Origin of the sequence: Rufibacter tibetensis, from assembly GCF_001310085.1 — a bacterium.
GTDB classification, from domain to species: domain Bacteria; phylum Bacteroidota; class Bacteroidia; order Cytophagales; family Hymenobacteraceae; genus Nibribacter; species Nibribacter tibetensis.
The window spans coordinates 4,947,063-4,963,121 of record NZ_CP012643.1 but is presented as its reverse complement, the minus strand read 5'-3'; the positions used below and the strand labels follow the sequence as shown (position 1 = coordinate 4,963,121).

The window sequence follows — 16,059 nt, the reverse complement described above, 5'->3', positions numbered from 1 at the left end:
GTTTTGGAGCTGAATTCTGAAAAACAGCCTCAAAATGTTTTAGGCTTTCTGCTCCAGTGCGTGCAGGCGCTCAATGGTCATTTCAGTGAGATCTTTCACCACGATGTCTGCCAGGGTAAGTACTTCTGGTTGGCCAACGCCTACGCACAACATGTTTCCGTTTTTGGCGGCTTCTACACCGGCAACTGCATCTTCAAACACCACGCACTCCTCCGGGTGTACGCCCAACGCTTCAGCACCTTTCAGGAATACTTCTGGGTCTGGTTTGCCATTGACAACGTGGCGGCCGTCAATGATGGCGTCAAAGTAGGGCAGAAGCTCTGTACGCTCCAGAATGAGCTGGGCATTTTTGCTGGCAGACCCCAAGGCGATTTTGATGCCCTCGGCTTTCAGGGCTTTCAGGAAGTCCACCACACCTGGAAGAATTTCTGCCGGGGTCATTTTGGCGACATCCAGGAGGTATTCTGTGTTTTTCTGTTCGCAAAGAGCCAACATTTTTTCCTGTTCCATGGTTTGGCCACCAATCTCCAGAATGATTTCAAGGGAACGGACGCGGCTAACCCCTTTGAGGCGCTCATTGTCGTGCTCGGTGAAATCAATGCCCAAGGTTTGGGCCAGTTGGCGCCATGCTTTGAAATGGTACACGGCGGTGTCCACCAATACTCCGTCAAGGTCAAAAAGGCAGGCTTTAATGGTGCGCATAGGTAAGTTGTTTATTCGCTGTTTTGGGGAAATCAGGTTTGAAAAAGGGTTACTTCTGCAGCTCTAACATCAGAGCTGTTTTAGCGGGAATTTTAATAATAGACAGGCTGCTTACGTTCTGGTCTGTTAATACATTACGGGCGCTGGAGAAACCAGTCATGCGCTCCGCGAACCTTTCTGTTTTCAGGTCTACTTCTTTGTCTGTGCTGTTGGTGGCTACTATCACGGTGTTGTCATTGTTGTAGCGGAAGTACACATAGGTGCCCTCCTGCGGCACAAACTGCATGAGTTTGCCTGAGTGCAGGGCCGGGGTGTTTTTGCGGTAGTTCGCCAGTTTCTTTACAAAATTGAAGGCGTCGTTTTCGCGCTCGTTGCGGCCTGTAGCTGTGAACTTATTTTCCTTGTCGCCGGCAAATCCACCCGGAAAGTCTCTCCTAACTTCGGCATCTGAAGGGTCTTTGAAGTTCTTCATCAAAATCTCGGTGCCGTAGTAGAGCGAGGGAATGCCCCGGGTGGTCAGCATCCAGGTCAAGCCCATTTTGTATTTGTTCAGGTCTTCGCCTATAACAGAGAAGTAGCGGTTCATATCATGGTTGTCCAGGAAGGTCACCAGTTTCATGGGGTCCTGGTAAGCGATATCCTGGGCTAAAACCTGATGTACTTTGCTCACGCCTTCGTCCCACCCGAAGTTCTGGTTCAGGGCATCGTTCATGGCCGTCCAAAGCACAAAGTCCAAAGTGCCGGGTTGGTTGCTCTTAAAGGGGAAGTTGATGTTGTTGCGTGTAAAGCGGCTCTGTGCTAATACGTTGTTCACCCATGACTCGCCAAAAATGTGGATATTGGGGTACTGGTCCATGAGCGCCTGGTTGCAGCGGTTCATGAACTCATCATCGTTGTACATGTAGGTGTCAATGCGCCAGGCATCTACCCCGAAGTTTTCTACCGTCCAGAGGGCGTGCTGGATGAGGTAATTGGCCACAAAGGGGTTGTTCTGGTTCAGGTCTGGCATGTGGGGCACAAACCAGCCATTCATCATCACGGCCCAGTCTGCCTTGGAGCCGTGGGGATCAATGATCGCCTGAAACTTGTGCGAGGTGTTAGTATACGTAGGGAACTGGTGCACCCAGTCTTTGGAGGGCATGTCTTTGATAAACCAGTGGTTGATGCCCACGTGGTTGTAGACTGCATCCTGCACCACTTTCATTCCTTTAGCATGAGCCGCTTTCACTAATTTGGTATACGCCTCATTTCCGCCGAAGCGCTTGTCTACCTGGTAATGGTCGGTGAAAGCGTAGCCGTGGTAAGCACTTCGCATGGCCCCGCCTTCATCGGTGAGTGGCTGGTTGTTTTCAATGACAGGGTTTAACCAAAGGGCCGTGACTCCCAATTCTTCAAAGTAGTTCAGGTGATTTTGTATGCCTTGGATGTCTCCGCCGTGGCGCAGGAACGGGTTCTTGCGGTCTGCGTTAGGGTCTGCCATGTCCTTGAATTTGTCATTCTTCGGATCACCGTTGGCGAAACGGTCAGGCAATACCAGATAAATGAAATCTGCGGAGGTGACGCCTTGGCCTTTGGGTTCCTGGTCTCGTGCCTTCAGTTCGTACTTGCGGGTAAGCTTCTGGTTTCCGTTCTGGCCAGTGATGGTGAAAGTGCCCGGTTTGGTGGCGGCATCAATGGTCAGGTCTAAAAACGCATAGTTCGGGTTTTCAACTTTGTGGGCTTTCACCAACGCTACGCCAGGGTAGGTGATGGAATAGTTGTAGGTGCCGGCGTTGGGGCCATAGACCAGCAGTTGCAGATCCTGGTTTTTCATGCCCACCCACCAATTAGTAGGATCAACGCGGGTGATGGAGGCTTTTTTCTGCGCTTGGGAAGTAAGGGAAATCAGAAAAATTCCCAGCAGGGTGAGCCCTTTGTAGAGGGACCGGGAGAAAAATCTATGCTTCATGTTTTCTCTTTTAAGCGTGATGTGGTTCTATGGTAGCAATGCCTCTTATTGATGTTCTTGTTCTCTGTGGTTATAGCCTGTTTTCTGAAAAGGAGCCATCAAACAGAAAGAAGTACTTTCTTACAGCTAAGGATTCTTACCGTTAAGAAATCGTTATTCAAGGGTTGAAAGGCACTTTTTGTCTGACAACCTCTTTGTCGTACGCTGCATGTTCTTTTCAGAGATAAATAAATGCGTAACGTAATCCTATGCTGCTATTTCTAACGTTGCTCTGAATCACCATTCTATAGGTAATTCTGAAACAATTGTTAATATTGTAAAATCATGAAGGTAAATCTACACTTTTTTAATTAAGAAATCGATTTCCTAGATTATAAAATGCCAAAATATGAAATCACCTTTATTCTTTAAGCGGGTTTTTACATTTTTGTTCTTACTACTAGCCTTTTCAGCTGAGGCGCAGGTAACTATTGAAGTGGTTCGGGTGCCTAGCAAAACACCGGAAAAAGATACCCTCTTTTTGGCAGGTAATTTCAATGGCTGGAATCCACGCAGTTTACTGCACGCTTTCCAGAAAACAGGTACTAACCGCTACACACTGACTATGCCAATTGGAGAAGGCGAACTGGAATACAAAATCACACGTGGAGGCTGGGAGAAAGGAGAGACGCTGGCCAATGGCGCGGGCCTAGGAAACCGGGCGTATAAAGCCAAACCAGGCAGGGACACGGTACGTATTGAGGTAGAAAATTGGCAAGATAATTTCCCCACCGCTACGAAAAACCACACCGCCACCGACAACGTCAAAATTCTGAGCAACGAATTTTGGATGCCGCAGCTAGAGAAATCCCGACGGATTTGGCTGTACCTGCCGCCTAATTACGCAACCTCAGGAAAGAAGTACCCTGTGCTGTACATGCACGATGGGCAAAACCTGTTTGATTCTTTTTACTCCTTCAGCGGAGAGTGGGGCATAGACGAGTCCTTGAACGAGCAGTTTGAAAATGAGGGTCGCGAGGTCATTGTGGTTGGCATAGATAACGGTGGGGAGGAGCGTATGAATGAGTACACGCCCTGGAACAATATGAAAATGGGCGGCGGAAAAGGAGATGCCTACGTTGATTTCCTGGTTCAAACCCTCAAGCCTTACATTGACTCGCATTACCGCACCCTTCCGGGTAAAGAGCACACGGGCATTGCCGGTTCTTCCATGGGCGGGTTGATTTCTTTGTATGCGGCGCTAAAATATCCTGACGTATACAGCAAGGCAGGTATTTTCTCACCCGCCTTCTGGGTTTCACCGGAGTTTTACAAATATGCCGCCAAAACAAAGCCTTCCAAAGACCTTAAGATCTTCTTGGTGGCTGGGGCTAAAGAAGGAGAGAAGATGGTGCCCGACATGAAGCGCATGCGCGATGTCTTATTGAATCAGGGGCTTAAGCCTTCCAACCTCAAGTATGAGGTGCACGAAGACGGAGAGCACAAGGAGGCCTATTGGCAACGGGAGTTCCCACGCGTATTCAAATGGCTTTTTTCTAGATAGAAAGTAATACCCTTTCTTAGTCAAAGCAAACGCCCTTTATGGCCTGTTTTATGAATACAGACCATAAAGGGCATTTTTTTTGATTGATTTCTAGAAGTTGCACCTCTTAGAATTAAATGAGGGGAAGATATCCTCTCGTTTAATGATCACCTCCTCCTCCGGTAGTACCCATGGTGTTGGTGGTATCTTCAGGGAGATCCAAAGAGTCCAGGCCACCGTCAGCGCCTTCTACCATGTCTTCTGTATTGGTGTTGCCTGTTTTCTCCGTACCAGGTGTATTAGAATCTCCTCCACAGGAAGAAAATAGGCCTGCCACCAGGGCCAAAGCCATCAGGTTCTTTAAAGCTGTCTTTTTCATAGTGTTTGTAGTGTAGCGTGTATGGGTCCATTTTCTTCTTCCTTAGGAAGAAACCCTAATTACCTTACGGAATTTGGGAAGATTGGTATGAACATAGAACAACTACTATTATTGAAACCCATAAAACGTTCAGGCTTTCAAGCCTGGATGAAGATCCTATCAATGGCAGCGTAGGCTTACACATTGTGTATGACAGCAGCCAAATGCTTTATAAGGGTTATTAATTAAACTGGCCCTAAGGTGAACTTTTCACGGTGTGTTTTATATCTGCATTTTTAGAAAAGGCAGATATAAAACCAGTTTCTATTTATGTGGAGCAAGCCTAAGGTTTGATTTATTAACAAAGCAAAACAAAAAGCCCGAAGGGAATACCTTCGGGCTTGTATATGAAAAAGAGTAGAACTATGCCACAGGCACGCGCTCCAATTCTTTCCAGGCAAGGGCTGCAGCGCCCATTACGGCGGTGTTGTTCAGTCCCAAACCAGAAGGTAAAATCTTCACTTTACCTTTGAAAATGCTTAACAGGTTCTTCTCTAAGTGGTAACGAACCGGATCAAAGAGGAATTCTTCGGCTCTTACTAGACCACCAAACAGGAAGATGGCCTCTGGGCTTAAGTGTGCTACGGTATCGGCTAGTTTCATGCCTAGTACCTTGCCCGTATATTCAAAGCAGTCAATAGCAATTTTATCGCCGCGTTTGGCAGCTTGCGTGATCATTTCAGCGGTAAGGTCATTGAAGCTTACGCCGCGCAGTTCGCTGTAGTCTGTATAGTCTGCTAAGAACTTGTACACAGTGCGTTTGATACCAGTGGCAGAAACGTACGTTTCCAAACAACCACGGCGTCCGCAACCACACACGCGTCCGCTGCCTTTCACGTTCACCAGAGTATGGCCCAGTTCGCCGGCGTTGCCATCATGTCCGTACACCAACTCGCCGTTTACCACAATACCACTTCCTAAGCCAGTGCCCAAAGTCACTACCACAAAGTTGCGCATGTTCTTGGCACCGCCATAGATCATCTCGCCGATAGCGGCTGCGTTGGCATCATTGGTTAAGTAAACCGGAAGTTTAAAGTAAGACTGCAGTAACTCTACCAATGGCACAGAACCGTGCCATTTCAGGTTAGGGGCATTTTCAATGGTACCGGTGTAAAAGTTTCCATTAGGAGCGCCTACGCCAACACCAATCACCTTGGCCTCGTCTTCAATCTTTTTGAATTTGTTTTGCACCTCAGAATAGAGGATGCGCAGGAAGTCATGGACCGTTTCCCCTTCAGTGGTGGGGAGTTCGCCTTGGGTTAAAATGATGCCATCACGGTCAATGAACCCAAATTTGGTGTTCGTACCACCGATGTCAATACCTAAAATTACGTCCTTCATGAGAGTTTGTAGAGATTGGTGCGGGTAAAGGCACGAGGTCCAAATGGGAGTCGTGCGGGTTAATTCTTAACGATTCGGAAACTTAAGAAGAAACCTGCATTTTGCCAAATATTCAGTCTTCAACGCAATTTTTTCGGCCTTCAAACGTAGGTACACCATAAAAATCAGGTATAAACCGCAAATCCAAGCCGCCTTCTTTAGATTTCGTTGATTTGAGGCTTAAAGAAGGCTTTATTAAAGTTAAACAGGTGAAAAGGTTCTTGAGGTACTTCCACTATAAGTATGTTTTACTGTAGTTGAACCTTAGCCAATATTTCAACTTAATATAGGTAGTGAACTGGTTTAGGAGGCAATGAACACGTTTATTCTTCTCTTTGGAATCCTTCAAATTTATCCATTTTTGCAGTTAGGGAGGAGCTGTTCAAGGGATTATACAAGATGCTGAAACCTTTAAGATAAATAATTAAACAAGTACTATATTTAAAGAGGTGAAGCTGGCAAAACCGGATAAATTTCCGTATTTTTGTATGTTAATAATTCATCGAAAACTCAATGAGTGACATCGAACAAAACAACATGACCGCCTATTCCGCAGACAGTATCCAGGTGCTAGAAGGCTTGGAGGCGGTGCGTAAACGGCCCGCCATGTACATCGGCGATATTGGCATCAAAGGTCTCCATCACCTGGTTTGGGAGGTGGTAGACAACTCCATAGATGAAGCGCTTGCCGGGCATTGTGACGAAATCAGCGTTACCATTCACACAGACAACTCCATTTCAGTTTCAGACAATGGCCGGGGTATTCCGGTTGACTTCCACCAGAAGGAAGGTCGTTCTGCCCTGGAAGTAGTAATGACTGTGCTTCACGCCGGGGGTAAGTTTGACAAAGATTCTTACAAAGTTTCTGGTGGTTTGCACGGGGTAGGGGTTTCCTGCGTGAACGCGCTTTCCACAGACCTGCATGTGACGGTTCACCGCAATGGTAAGTTGTACGAGCAGCATTATAATATTGGTATACCAGCTTACCCTGTGCGCGAAATTGGCACTACAGACAAGAGAGGTACCACCGTACACTTCCAACCTGATGCCAGCATCTTCACCGTTACAGAGTATAAATACGAGACGGTAGCCAGCCGCTTGCGTGAACTGGCTTTCCTGAACAAAGGCATCAGAATCAACCTTACTGACCTGAGAGAAGAAGTATCGCCAGGTGAATACCTGAGCGAGTCTTTCTACTCACAAGGTGGTCTGCGTGAGTTTGTGGCCTATATTGAGGAAACCAGGGTTAACCTGATCCCGGAGCCTATCTACGTGGAGAGTGAAAAAGGTGGTATTCCGGTGGAAATTGCCTTGAACTACAACACGTCTTACACAGAGAATATCTTCTCTTACGTAAACAACATCAACACCCACGAAGGGGGTACCCACGTGGCCGGTTTCCGTCGTGCGCTAACCCGTACCCTGAAAAGCTACGCTGAGAAATCTGGGATGCTGGAGAAAGCTAAAGTGGAGATTCAGGGCGATGACTTCCGCGAGGGCTTGACTGCTGTGATTTCTGTAAAAGTACAGGAACCTCAGTTTGAAGGCCAGACCAAAACCAAGTTGGGTAACTCAGACGTGATGGGTGCCGTGGACACGGTGGTAGGAGAGATCTTGAACCGTTTCCTGGAAGAGAACCCGAAAGAAGCCCGTATCATCATCCAGAAAGTAATTCTTGCGGCGCAAGCGCGCCTGGCGGCCCGTAAGGCCCGTGAGATGGTGCAGCGTAAGAACGTGATGGGTGGCTCGGGCTTACCAGGTAAACTGGCTGACTGCTCTGACTCTGATCCTGAGAACTGCGAACTGTATCTGGTAGAGGGTGACTCTGCAGGTGGTTCAGCCAAGCAGGGCCGTGACCGTAAGTTCCAGGCCATTCTGCCGTTGCGTGGTAAAATCCTGAACGTGGAGAAAGCTCAGGAGCACCGCATCTATGAGAACGAAGAGATCAAGAACATGATCACCGCCCTAGGCGTAAGCTTCGGGACTCCGGAAGACGAGAAGGCACTCAACATGGTGAAACTGCGCTACCACAAAGTCATTATCATGACGGATGCGGACGTGGACGGTTCCCACATCAGAACCCTGATCCTGACGTTCTTCTTCCGCTATATGCGTGACCTTATTGACAATGGCTACGTGTACATTGCATTACCGCCGTTGTACTTGGTGAAGAAAGGCAAAGAAGAGCGTTACTGCTGGACTGAGCAGGATCGCATTGAAGCCATTGCCGAACTAGGGAAAGGAAAAGAAGATAGTGTGGGCGTGCAGCGGTACAAAGGTCTTGGTGAGATGAACCCAGAGCAACTTTGGGAAACCACCATGCGCCCAGATACCCGCAGCTTAAAACAAGTTTCAGTTGAATCAGCAGCCGAAGCTGATCACCTTTTCTCTATGCTAATGGGAGATGAAGTAGCGCCCCGCAGAGATTTTATTGAGCGCAATGCGAAATACGCTAAAGTAGACGTTTGATATATAACTAGCATATTAAACTTGAAAAGCCTGCTTTACGCAGGCTTTTCTATTGCACGTAGGCGCAAAAAGCTGTTTATTTAGAAAAGAAAGCCACCTACGGGAGATTTCTCCTGTACGTATACAGAATAACTGAAAAGTAGAAGTTGACCACCACCTGCTATGAATTCAATCAAGGCATCGGAACAAATCCGGAGAAGTAACTACATCAGCCGTGACCTCAGTTGGTTACGGTTCAACTATAGAGTGCTGGACCTGGCACGGAACCCTCAAACCCCTTTGTTTGACAGGATGAAGTTTCTGGCCATTACCTCCTCTAACCTGGATGAGTTCTTCATGATCAGGGTGGGCAGCTTGTACAACTACATTGACTTCGGGAAAGAGCGAATAGATTATTCTGGCCTACGCGAACTGCCGTTCCGGAAAAAACTGCTTGATCTGGCACACCGTTTTGTAGGCGACCAATGTGCCGTGTATGAAGAACTTAAAGCTGATTTTGACAAAAACGGCTTTAATATCTGCAGGGTAGATGACCTTACAGAAGGTGAACAGGCTAAAGCGGCCACTTACTTTAAAAACACTATCTATCCGCTGCTTACCCCTATGGTGTATGACTCTTACCATGGGTTCCCGCTCATGATGAACCAGTTGCTCATCTTTGCGGTAGTCACCCGTACTTCTGAAGAAGAAAAGCAGCAAAGCCGGGTAACCTTTGTTCAGGTGCCTGGTAATCTGAGCCGTTTCTTTGAAATTTCCCGCAAAAACAAAATCATCTTTGTTCCCCTGGAAGAAATCATTCGGTGGAACATGCACAAACTTTTCCGGAACGTGGAAATTGAATCAGTGAACCTGTTCAGGATTACGCGTAACGGTGATTTCACGCTGGAAGAAAGCGATGATATGGACCAGGACTTTGTGCAGGAGGTAAAGCAAAAGCTCAAAAACCGTAAGAAGGGCCGGGTAGTACGCCTGGAGGTAGAACGCACCCCATCGCCGTACGTCATGAAAATGCTGAAGGAGCGCTGGACCATTGATAACGGAAACATCTTCTCTATAGACCGGCTCATTGACTTAAAGGCGCTTTGGCAGATTGTGAAGCACCCACACTTCTCCAACAAAGTCCAGCGTCCGCCATCTGCGGTACCCGCGCCAAGTTTGCCGCCGGGCTCCATGGACAACATCTTTGAATACCTCAAGCACCATGACGTGCTGTTGCACCATCCTTACAACAGCATTGAACCCGTAGTTACCCTGCTGGAGAAAGCAGCCGAAGACCCGTACGTACTTGGAATCAAGCAGACCATCTACCGTTTGGCTGAGAATTCCAGAGTAACCGCTGCTTTGTTAAAAGCCGCTGAAAACGGTAAACATGTTTCTGCGCTGCTGGAGGTGAAAGCCCGTTTTGACGAAGAGCGAAACTTAAGAGAAGGGGAGAAGCTGGAGAAAGCCGGTTGCTTCGTGATTTACGGGATCAGTAAGTACAAGACGCACACCAAAATGCTTATGATCATCCGGAAGGAGGGCGAAAAGGTGACGCGGTACGTGCACATTGGCAGTGGGAACTACAACGAGCAAACCAGCCGCATGTACACTGACATCAGCCTCTTGACCACCGATGACGTGTACGGCCATGACGTATCTGAATTCTTCAACGTAATCACGGGGCATTCTTACCCAGAAAATTATGAGTACCTGATTACGGCTCCTAAAGACATGCGCCAGCAGTTGATAGAACTTATCAGGCAGGAGAAACGCAATGCGGAGAGTGGGTTACCTTCTGGTATTGTGATTAAAATTAATTCTCTGGAAGACAAAGAGGTGATTGATGAGTTTTATGAGGCTTCTCAGGCAGGCGTTCAGATAAAACTTATTGTAAGGGGCATCTGCTGTTTACGTCCGGGCCGTGAAGGGCTAAGCGAGAACATTCAGGTAAGTTCTATAGTGGGCGAATACCTGGAGCATGCACGCTTGTTTTACTTCCACAACAATGGCAATCCGCAGGTGTTGGGTGGCAGCGCCGATATAATGGTGCGTAGTTTTGAGCGCCGCATTGAAGCACTGTTCTACATTGTGCATGAAGACCTTAAGCGCCAGACCATCAACATTCTACGTTACAACCTCATGGATAACCAAAACTCCTACATCATGCGGGAAGATGGCTCCTACATTAAACGGCAGCCTGAAGAAGGAGAGGAGCCTTTTAACATGCACCGTGAATTTTATCACCTGTCCACAGAAATGGAAGTAGAGGCTTGTCTATTCTAGAACGTAAGCCATATAAAACAGAAGGGCTGTCATCTTTTATGACAGCCCTTCTGTTTTAAGCCGTTTTTTTAAGAATCGAGCTTAAAGTGGTGCTGGGTAGCACCTTGGTGGCGCTCATAGAGCGACTGCAGCATGCCGTCTTTAAGGCCCACTTGCGGTACCAGCATGGATTCTACGTTGGCCCAGTTCATGGCAGATAGATAGATCTCGGCGGCAGGCACAATCACATCGGCACGGTCTACGTTGAGCAACAGCACTTTTACCCGCTCTTCCATAGAGTAGCTGGCAATCTGTTGCACTATCTCCTCTATCTGATCTCTAAAGATGGGTTTGCCACCCAATTTACCGGCCATCTCATAAATCTTATTGATGTTACCTCCAGTGCCAATGGCGCTGGTCACGTGGTGCATGCGGGCCTTTTCAGTTACCCACTTCTGCATGGTATGCCACATGTCCATAGACTCATCGCCCTGCATGTGCCGGATAGAGCCCTGTTCAAATGATTGAGAGGCTACCTTCATGCGGTTTACATAAATATTGAACTCGGTACTACCGCCCCCCACATCAATATGCAGGTAATTTTGATTATCCAGTTGTTGCCGTATCACCAGGTTAATGAGGTCAGCCTCTGTGGTGCCGTCAATGACTTGTATCTGCAGGCCCAGTTTGTCATAGATTTCGTCAATGATCTCCGGAGCATTTTCAGCCGATCGCATAGCTGAGGTGGCGCAGGCCATAAAATCATCTACCTCGTGTACCTGCATGATAAGGTAAAGGCCGTGCAACAGCTTAATAAATTTGTCTGCTTTGGGCCTGGAAATTATACCTGTGGCAAAAACATCTTCGCCCAACCGCATAGGATACCGGATGTATTCTACGCGCTTAAATAAAGTATGGTCCTCAAACCTGAAGACATTTGAAATCTGGCATCTGACCGCGTTAGATCCTATATCAATGGCGGCAAGTTTTAGAAAGGGTTCGGTGGCTTCTGACATACGTTTGTAAAAATAGAACCAAAACCTTTTAACTGTTATAAAGCCTTCTAGGTTTTTGCAGCATTTCTGCAAAAACATAAAAAAAGTAGGAAGGGCATAGGGGTAAAATTAAATCAATGGAGTTGGTTGACGAGTAAGGAGGCCGCGCAAATTATTACGCCTGAAGTATGCTTTTAAGAAAAATTGTAATACCTTAGCATAAGAACGGTCTCCAAACAGGAAGGCCGTTCTTCTTTTTTAATCATTGTACTAACCCATTAAAAATATGGCAACAGTATCTTACTACACCCCGGAGGGATTGCAGAAGCTCAAGGAAGAGTTACATGAACTAAAGACGAAAGGACGTTCTGAAGTGGCGCGTCAGTTGGCAGAGGCACGTGATAAAGGGGACTTGAGTGAGAACGCTGAGTATGACGCAGCCAAAGATGCCCAAGGTCATCTTGAGCTGAAGATATCCAAACTGGAGGAAGTATTGGGGAATGCCCGTCTTATTGACGAGTCTAACCTTGACCTTACCAAAGCGCTTATTCTCTCTAAAGTGAAGTTGAAAAACCTGGGCAACAACATGGAAATGCTGTACACCCTGGTAGCCGAAGAAGAAGCCAACCTGGCTGCCGGCAAAATTTCTGTGAAGTCTCCAATAGGCAAAGGCTTGTTAGGTAAGTCTGTAGGCGAGATAGCTGAGATCACTGTACCGGCTGGTAAACTACGTTTTGAAATCCTGGAAATCTCCCGTTAATCCCTTACCTCATGGATACCATCTTCTCTAAAATCATCAACGGCGATATTCCAGCCTACAAGGTGCTGGAAAATGAGCATTTTCTGGCGTTCCTGGATGTAAATCCACTGGTGAAAGGCCATACGCTGGTTATTCCCAAAGAGCCGGTTGATTATATTTTTGACATGGACCCAGAAGCGCTGGCAGACCTTCACAAATTTTCCCAGAAAGTCGCAAGAGGAGTGAAGGAGGCAGTGCCTTGCAAAAAAGTAGGCGTGGCTGTAGTTGGTTTAGAGGTGCCTCACGCGCATATTCATTTAATTCCCATCAACCAGATTTCTGACATGAACTTCAGTAATCTGAAGCAGAATTTGAACTCTGAGGAGATGGAAGAAATTGCCGGTAAAATCAGGCAGGCCTTGAAAACAGAGGCAGGAGAGTGATTCTACTGTTAGGATGCGATTCAGCCGTTTCGGGGTTTTTTTAATGAAAAGAGCCCCGAAACAGCTGAATCGCTTTTAATGAAGATAAGAGTTTACTTCAGGCGGTCCGGGTTCTCTGTCAGGAAAGCTTTCCAGGATTTACCCCCGGCTTTTTGGTTGTTTCCTTGTTGGTAGTGATGACAAAGGGCTACCGCTAAGGCATCGGTGGCATCTAGGAATTTTGGGGCTTCCTTTATTTTTAAGATCTGCAGTAACATAGACGCCACCTGTTCTTTAGAAGCGTTCCCGTTGCCCGTCACAGATTGTTTTATTTTCTTTGGGGCATATTCCACGTATGGAATGTCGCGGGAGAGGGCAGCCGCAATAGCAACCCCCTGAGCACGACCCAATTTCAGCATTGACTGCACGTTAGTGCCGTAGAAGGGAGCTTCAATGGCCAGTTCATCGGGTAAATATTCGGTGATCAGGCGCAAGGTGCTGTCAAATATTTTTTTAAGCTTTACCGCGTGGTTGCTATATCCTTTAAGTTGCAGCACCCCGTACTGGAGAACCGTTATTTTTGAGCCGTTCACCTCAATGAGGCCATAACCCATGACATTTGTGCCTGGGTCAACGCCTAAGATTAATTTATTATTTGGAAGAACTGCGGTGGAATGAATCATGAAGCGCAAAATTACAAACAATCTGCCAAACTGCTGGTATCACGAAAGCTTTTGGTGCTGCTGGGAAAGCTGATTGTTTTAAGCCTCACCCTTTACTACTTACGGCAAGCCATTCTGGAGGCCAGTACGCATTCTGTATTTTCCTTTCAAACCCTTTCCAACATCTGGGATACTAACTCAGTGGCCCTCTTTATTGCTGCTGCCCTGCTGCCAGTCAATTGGGGCGTGGAAGCTTCTAAATGGCAGTACCTATCACAAAAGTTTGAAAAAATTTCTTTTCTGGAGGCCTACCGTGCCGTGCTGGTAGGGCTTACCCTGGGCTTTGTAACCCCAAACCGGATGGGAGACTACGCCGGAAGAATTCTTACCCTGCACCGGGAGGACAGGGCAGATGCCATTGGAGCCATTTTACTAGGGCGGCTTTGTCAACTGTTTTCCACTGTTTTGGTTGGCTCCGGAGCCATAGCTTACTTCCTGTTCAAGTATTACGTTCCTCTCGCTTCACCGGTAGGCATTTCTGTGGGAGTGGGATTACTGCTTCTGAACGGGTGGGCACTGGCTTTGCTCTTCAGTTTTCAATGGGCCATCGCTTTGCTGGAAAAGGCAAAGTTTCTGCGCCGCTGGGTGCATTACTTTTCAGTGATCGGTACCTACTCAACAGCTGAACTCATGAAGGTGCTGCTTATATCTGGAGCCAGGTATGCAGTGTTTATGGTTCAGTTCATAGCGCTGCTCTGGGCTTTTGGGGTGCACTTGTCTGTGGAAGAGTATGTATGGGGTGTAGCAGCTACTTTTCTCCTGAAATCTGCAGTGCCATCTATCAACGCTCTCGCCGATATAGGAATGAGGGAGCTCTCTGCCATGCACTTCTTTGGGATAATGGGGCAGGATACTTTGCTTGTGCTAGGCGCTAGTCTCACCTTGTGGATCATGAACATTGCCGTGCCCAGTGCTTTAGGGCTTCTCTTTGTGCTTCCACTTAAACTCAGGCCTTCCCGTTGACTTTTCTGGTATTGTTGGTGGTGGGCGCCTATGCGGCCATTGTGCTGCGCTGCTGGTATGCCTGGAAGCAATTGCCGGTAATTAAAACTTCAGCGGAGAACCCATCTGCCTATTTCTCGGTGATTGTTCCGGTCAGAAACGAAGCCCAGAACATTTCTTCCCTATTGAAAGATCTGGAGCGGCAACAATATCCGGCAGATCATTATGAAGTGATTGTAGTGGATGATCATTCAGAGGATGGTACGCCTGAGTTGGTGCTGCAATTTCAAGGTAATAGCTCCCTTAAACTAAGTTTGGTTTTATTGAGCAGTTTTCCGGGTAAGAGGCAAAAAAAGGCTGCCGTGGAAGTAGGTATTTCCCAGGCCCGAGGCGAATGGATTGCCTGTACTGACGGTGATTGCCGGCTTACACCTTTCTGGCTACAGTCCTTTAACCAGGTAAGACACACTTATAATCCTAAGTTCATTAGTGGTCCGGTGGTGTATGCCCCTTTGATCACTCTGTGGCAAAAATTGCAGGGCTTGGAGTTTTCGGCGTTGATAGGAATAGGGGCGGCCTCTATTGGTTTGGGGAAACCCACCATGTGCAATGGGGCAAATCTGGCCTATGAGAAAGCCGCTTTTAAAGAAGTAAATGGGTTTACAGGAAACGAGCAAGTGCCTTCAGGCGATGATGAGTTTCTGCTTCATAAGATTCACCTACGCTTCCCCGGGCAGGTGGCTTTTGTAAAGGCAGAGGAAGCCATCGTGCAAACACCTCCGGCCTTTACCTTGTCCCAGTTTTTACACCAGCGAATCAGGTGGGCAAGTAAATGGAGACACTATGAAACCAGAACCTCACAGGTATTAGCGCTGGTGGTGCTGGGTGCAAATGTTGCCGTGCTAGGTACTTTGTTTGCCGCGTTTCTGAATTTTAGCAGTTGGACATTTTTTGCCTGCGTATTACTACTGAAAATAGGAGCAGATGCCCTTCTTTTAAATCAGGTTTTAGGTTTTTTTCATAAAAAGAGGCTACTTTCGCTTCTCGGGTTTCTACAATTAGTTTACGTGCCCTACATCCTGTTTACTTCAGTTTTAGGGTTAAAAGGAAAGTACCACTGGAAAGGCCGGCAACTTAAAACTGCATGACAGATCAGGAATTTGAAATCTTAGATGAGCTCTATTTTGTGACCTCTTTTGAGGAACTGCAAGAGAAATTAGGCATGGAGGAGCCGGAGTTGCGGGAAGCATTAAGGGGCCTGATTAGCATGAACTACATTAAATGCCTGTTTCCAGACCAGGACACCGAAGTTCCTTTTGATCCAGATCACTTTGCAAGAGAAGGGCACCTCTACTTTTTCCTGGCTACCAAAGAAGGCTTGCTTACCCATAATTTGAGGTAGCCTACCTGTTAAGTAAAACAATTCTTAAGCTTAGGGGTTGTTTTACTAATTTGCACCAGAAAGAGGGTGAGGTAGTAGGCTCATCCTCTGTTAGGTACAATTTCCTACTAGTAAGATATCTATAAAAAGTTTATTTTTACTATTCTAAAGGGTG

At 47.1% G+C, this 16,059-nt stretch carries 14 protein-coding genes; 8 read left to right on the top strand and 6 right to left on the bottom strand.

Annotated features, from left to right (window positions below):
* Nucleotides 1-39: 39 nt before the first annotated feature.
* Both pgmB and DC20_RS20550 read right to left on the bottom strand, forming a co-directional pair.
* Nucleotides 40-702, bottom strand: a complete 663-nt coding sequence (gene pgmB, locus DC20_RS20555; RefSeq protein ID WP_062545570.1) for a beta-phosphoglucomutase — start codon at nt 700-702, stop codon at nt 40-42.
* A 49-nt stretch (nt 703-751) separates the two neighbouring features.
* Nucleotides 752-2,650: a glycoside hydrolase family 13 protein gene (locus DC20_RS20550; RefSeq protein WP_062545569.1), complete on the bottom strand. Its 1,899-nt coding sequence runs from the start codon at nt 2,648-2,650 to the stop codon at nt 752-754.
* A 388-nt stretch (nt 2,651-3,038) separates the two neighbouring features.
* On the opposite strand from DC20_RS20550, the gene DC20_RS20545 reads away from it, so the two are divergent.
* On the top strand, nt 3,039-4,193 hold the full coding sequence (locus DC20_RS20545; RefSeq protein ID WP_062545568.1) for an alpha/beta hydrolase: 1,155 nt from the start codon (nt 3,039-3,041) through the stop codon (nt 4,191-4,193).
* Between the two features lie 139 nt (nt 4,194-4,332).
* On the opposite strand, the gene DC20_RS20540 is transcribed toward DC20_RS20545, so the two are convergent.
* Both DC20_RS20540 and DC20_RS20535 read right to left on the bottom strand, forming a co-directional pair.
* Complete coding sequence (locus tag DC20_RS20540) at nt 4,333-4,551, bottom strand: hypothetical protein (protein ID WP_062545567.1); 219 nt, start codon at nt 4,549-4,551, stop codon at nt 4,333-4,335.
* A 402-nt stretch (nt 4,552-4,953) separates the two neighbouring features.
* Nucleotides 4,954-5,931 (bottom strand): ROK family protein, encoded by a 978-nt coding sequence (locus DC20_RS20535; RefSeq protein ID WP_062545566.1) that lies wholly within the window; start codon nt 5,929-5,931, stop codon nt 4,954-4,956.
* Nucleotides 5,932-6,483: 552 nt separating this feature from the next.
* On the opposite strand from DC20_RS20535, the gene gyrB reads away from it, so the two are divergent.
* Together gyrB and ppk1 are read left to right on the top strand one after the other, a co-directional pair.
* Nucleotides 6,484-8,439, top strand: coding sequence for a DNA topoisomerase (ATP-hydrolyzing) subunit B (gene gyrB, locus DC20_RS20530; protein WP_062545565.1), 1,956 nt, complete (start codon nt 6,484-6,486; stop codon nt 8,437-8,439).
* Between the two features lie 162 nt (nt 8,440-8,601).
* Complete coding sequence (ppk1, locus tag DC20_RS20525; protein WP_062545564.1) at nt 8,602-10,704, top strand: polyphosphate kinase 1; 2,103 nt, start codon at nt 8,602-8,604, stop codon at nt 10,702-10,704.
* 68 nt (nt 10,705-10,772) lie between these two features.
* Here ppk1 and DC20_RS20520 read toward each other — a convergent pair whose 3' ends face one another.
* Entirely contained in the window at nt 10,773-11,699 is a 927-nt protein-coding gene (locus tag DC20_RS20520; RefSeq protein WP_062545563.1) for a Ppx/GppA phosphatase family protein, read from the bottom strand.
* 265 nt (nt 11,700-11,964) lie between these two features.
* Here DC20_RS20520 and greA point away from each other — a divergent pair, with 265 nt between their 5' ends.
* Both greA and DC20_RS20510 read left to right on the top strand, forming a co-directional pair.
* On the top strand, nt 11,965-12,438 hold the full coding sequence (gene greA / locus DC20_RS20515; protein WP_062545562.1) for a transcription elongation factor GreA: 474 nt from the start codon (nt 11,965-11,967) through the stop codon (nt 12,436-12,438).
* Nucleotides 12,439-12,449: 11 nt separating this feature from the next.
* Complete coding sequence (locus tag DC20_RS20510; protein WP_062545561.1) at nt 12,450-12,860, top strand: HIT family protein; 411 nt, start codon at nt 12,450-12,452, stop codon at nt 12,858-12,860.
* A gap of 92 nt (nt 12,861-12,952) precedes the next feature.
* On the opposite strand, the gene ruvC is transcribed toward DC20_RS20510, so the two are convergent.
* Nucleotides 12,953-13,522: a crossover junction endodeoxyribonuclease RuvC gene (gene ruvC / locus DC20_RS20505; protein WP_062545560.1), complete on the bottom strand. Its 570-nt coding sequence runs from the start codon at nt 13,520-13,522 to the stop codon at nt 12,953-12,955.
* Here ruvC and DC20_RS20500 point away from each other — a divergent pair.
* The 3 genes from DC20_RS20500 to DC20_RS20490 are packed head-to-tail and all read left to right on the top strand — an operon-like array spanning nt 13,514 to nt 15,905.
* A complete protein-coding gene (locus DC20_RS20500) occupies nt 13,514-14,524 on the top strand; it encodes a lysylphosphatidylglycerol synthase domain-containing protein (protein ID WP_062545559.1) in 1,011 nt (336 codons plus the stop codon). The two genes, ruvC and DC20_RS20500, sit on opposite strands and share 9 nt — an antisense overlap.
* Complete coding sequence (locus DC20_RS20495) at nt 14,521-15,651, top strand: glycosyltransferase (protein WP_062545558.1); 1,131 nt, start codon at nt 14,521-14,523, stop codon at nt 15,649-15,651. The genes DC20_RS20500 and DC20_RS20495 overlap by 4 nt, the downstream gene beginning before the upstream one ends.
* Nucleotides 15,648-15,905, top strand: coding sequence for a hypothetical protein (locus DC20_RS20490; RefSeq protein ID WP_062545557.1), 258 nt, complete (start codon nt 15,648-15,650; stop codon nt 15,903-15,905). The genes DC20_RS20495 and DC20_RS20490 overlap by 4 nt, the downstream gene beginning before the upstream one ends.
* Nucleotides 15,906-16,059 lie beyond the last annotated feature (154 nt).